Raw genomic sequence first — 2,534 nt, 5'->3', positions numbered from 1 at the left:
GTCAGTTTTTGAGGGTGGAAAGTCATCGTCAAAGGCAGATGGAAAGAATAAGGTTATGTCTACTAGCAAAGGACGGGTGGAGTCTGAAAGTAGTATTATTTGTGAGGGTGGAAGTGAAACAAGTTGGTATAAAGCAGATGGTACAATAAATTATCCACCAAATAACGGAGCTGTACCAGGAACAGAAGTAAATATGTCGTTAAAACCAGGAGATACATTTGGGCGGTATGGAAATATTGGGAATAAGAGTAACTTTGTAACACAAACAGGTGCAAATGCAGATAAATTAGCATTGCCACCAACTACTGACCCTAATATTTATCAGGAATTTAGGGTTATAAAGGAAATACCAAACACTATCCAAGCAGAGATTGCAGCATGGGGAGGTTCTGCAGGTGGAGGATTACAATATGAATTGCCAATGCCGATTTTACAATTAATTAGAGAAGGCTATATAGTGCCAAAATAAATAGAGAGAGGTGAAAAACTATGTTAACAACAAATGAACTGCAAAAATATATTATGAGTGAAATTAATGATAAACTAGATGAGATTTCATACAGTAATGTTTTTTTCGAAAAAGGGGATGATAATAGTGCTGAGGGAACATACATTTTTAGTACAAATTCAAATTATCATATTCTTTATGCAGAAAAGGGGAAGATAAGAAGTGATATAGTTGTAAATGACGAACGAGAAGTATTGTGGTATGCTTTAAATATATTATCAACAAATATTACTATGAAGTATGCCATGAATAATCAAGAGAAAGGAAAAGATTTCCGAAGACCACTCTTTGAGAAAGAAAAAAAAATATTTGCTTTATTTGGTGAGGATTTTTTAAAAAGGAAAGATGAAGAGATTAATGAAATACTTGAAAAAAATCCGTATAATGATATTTAATTATGGTTATACTTTAGGACTCCAAAACCCTTAACTCAAAAAGCTATTTTAATCTCTGTCTGTTCACGAAGTGAATGACATACAGAGATTAATAATAGCTTTTTGTCATTTACCTGAATCCGTGAAGTTCACGGATTTATAAACTATCGCCGTAGATGCTGGAAGGATATTGATTGGGAATGTAGCAGAAGATAAAGCTTGTGATGCAATCTATCAAAGTACAGACAGCCATATATTGGCAATGTTGGGAAGCAATATGGTAGAAGAAGTTATATCAGGAAACCCAGCGAACAGTTCCGTATCAGAAATCGGAGATGTAGCGAGAAAGACGGATATTGAAGAACTAAGCCATACAACGATATTCAAGAACTCAGATGACATTGCCTTAGGTGAAAAAGCTTTAAGTAATGTAGAAGTGAATAAGCTAGATGATGTTGCAGAAGTTGTAGAGAGTGGTAGTACAACTGTTATATATTGGTCAGGTGATATAGCTAATTATCAATATAATATGATTGAAAATCCAGGACCGTTAGCAGAAATGCCTAATCAACCTGCAAAGAATTTCTATGGTGGCAGATACAATATGGAAGTATTACAGGAAGATAGAATAATGTATCGAGCAGGTAATGCTCAAAATCCGTATGGAAGATGGTTTACGAGTGAGCCACCTGCTTCTGTTACTAATGTAAGAATTGACGCAGCGGTAAAGACTCATTGGATAGACCCGAAAACTGGTGCGTATGAGGCAAGCTCTTATATAGATAATGTATATGCGATTAAAGTACCAAAGGGTACTACTATTTATACAGGATCAGTCGGACCGCAAGGTGGAGTATACGTGGGAGGATATAATGTTATGCAAACCTATATAGATGCACCATGGACTTTTGAAGTTGTAGGAAAAACACCGTTACAATAGATTGGAGATAGAAGAATGATAAGAAATGAAGAGTTTTTGCAGTTGCGAGAGGCGTATATAGAGATTGGCAAAATGGTACAAAAATATGGATATGGACAATATAACGGGATATTAAGAATTCTTATGGGACAAGTTAATTGTATTGACTCGGATGAGAGCAATGGTGAAAAAATGAAATACTTGATAGAAAGCTATAGTAAACTGTTTGCTTCGAGAGGCGGGTTAAGCGATTTCATTATTTATGATGCAGATGTTCAATTAAGAAATCAGTTGAATGAGAAATATAATGACGAAGTAAAAAGGGTTTGGAACATTATGAAAGACTATATTTAATAATGACTTCGTATAAGAACATCCGAAATCACAACTGAATATTTTTTCTTTAAAATTTAGGACGCATTGTTTTCATGGCACTTGGTGCTATGGAGATAATGCGTTTTTTCTATGTTAATTTTCAAATTCTTTTCCAGACTGCTGATATCAGTCTACTTCTTTCGAATATCGTGCCCAGAGTCTGCCTTTTGGTCATCTCACAAAGAGAAAGTGCTCATCTGGCTCAAGAAAACATCAAATCAGAAATCTTGATTCAGATGCAGTTTTTCTATTGAAGATGCTCCATCCGTAAAGGAGGAGTTCATGATTAAGTCCAGGTTGATTATGCCGGAAATAAATCAAGAATTTGATGTTCAATATAATGAGAATGCACAGGTTT

Annotated in this window: 4 protein-coding genes; all 4 read left to right on the top strand. The window is 34.9% G+C overall.

What is annotated here, in order from left to right; all coding sequences use genetic code 11:
• The coding region (locus DWX57_RS13920) for a glycohydrolase toxin TNT-related protein (RefSeq protein ID WP_120124756.1) at positions 1–469 on the top strand (469 nt) is incomplete at its 5' end.
• Positions 470–489: 20 nt separating this feature from the next.
• A complete protein-coding gene (locus tag DWX57_RS13915) occupies positions 490–903 on the top strand; it encodes a hypothetical protein (RefSeq protein ID WP_055148057.1) in 414 nt (137 codons plus the stop codon).
• A 169-nt stretch (positions 904–1,072) separates the two neighbouring features.
• Entirely contained in the window at positions 1,073–1,822 is a 750-nt protein-coding gene (locus tag DWX57_RS13910; protein ID WP_117875554.1) for a hypothetical protein, read from the top strand.
• A 15-nt stretch (positions 1,823–1,837) separates the two neighbouring features.
• Entirely contained in the window at positions 1,838–2,155 is a 318-nt protein-coding gene (locus DWX57_RS13905) for a hypothetical protein (RefSeq protein WP_055148064.1), read from the top strand.
• The last annotated feature ends 379 nt before the right edge of the window (positions 2,156–2,534 follow it).

The organism is Coprococcus sp. AF19-8AC (assembly GCF_003603115.1).
Lineage (GTDB): Bacteria > Bacillota > Clostridia > Lachnospirales > Lachnospiraceae > Coprococcus > Coprococcus aceti.
Note: the sequence above shows the minus strand (reverse complement) of the source record. Positions and strands in the feature narration are given on the sequence as shown.

Bases quoted from the DNA above. Each gene is read 5' to 3' on its own strand.
- DWX57_RS13915 (WP_055148057.1), top strand. From the start codon at position 490: ATGTTAACAACAAATGAACTGCAAAAATATATTATGAGTGAAATTAAT.
- DWX57_RS13905 (WP_055148064.1), top strand. From the start codon at position 1,838: ATGATAAGAAATGAAGAGTTTTTGCAGTTGCGAGAGGCGTATATAGAG.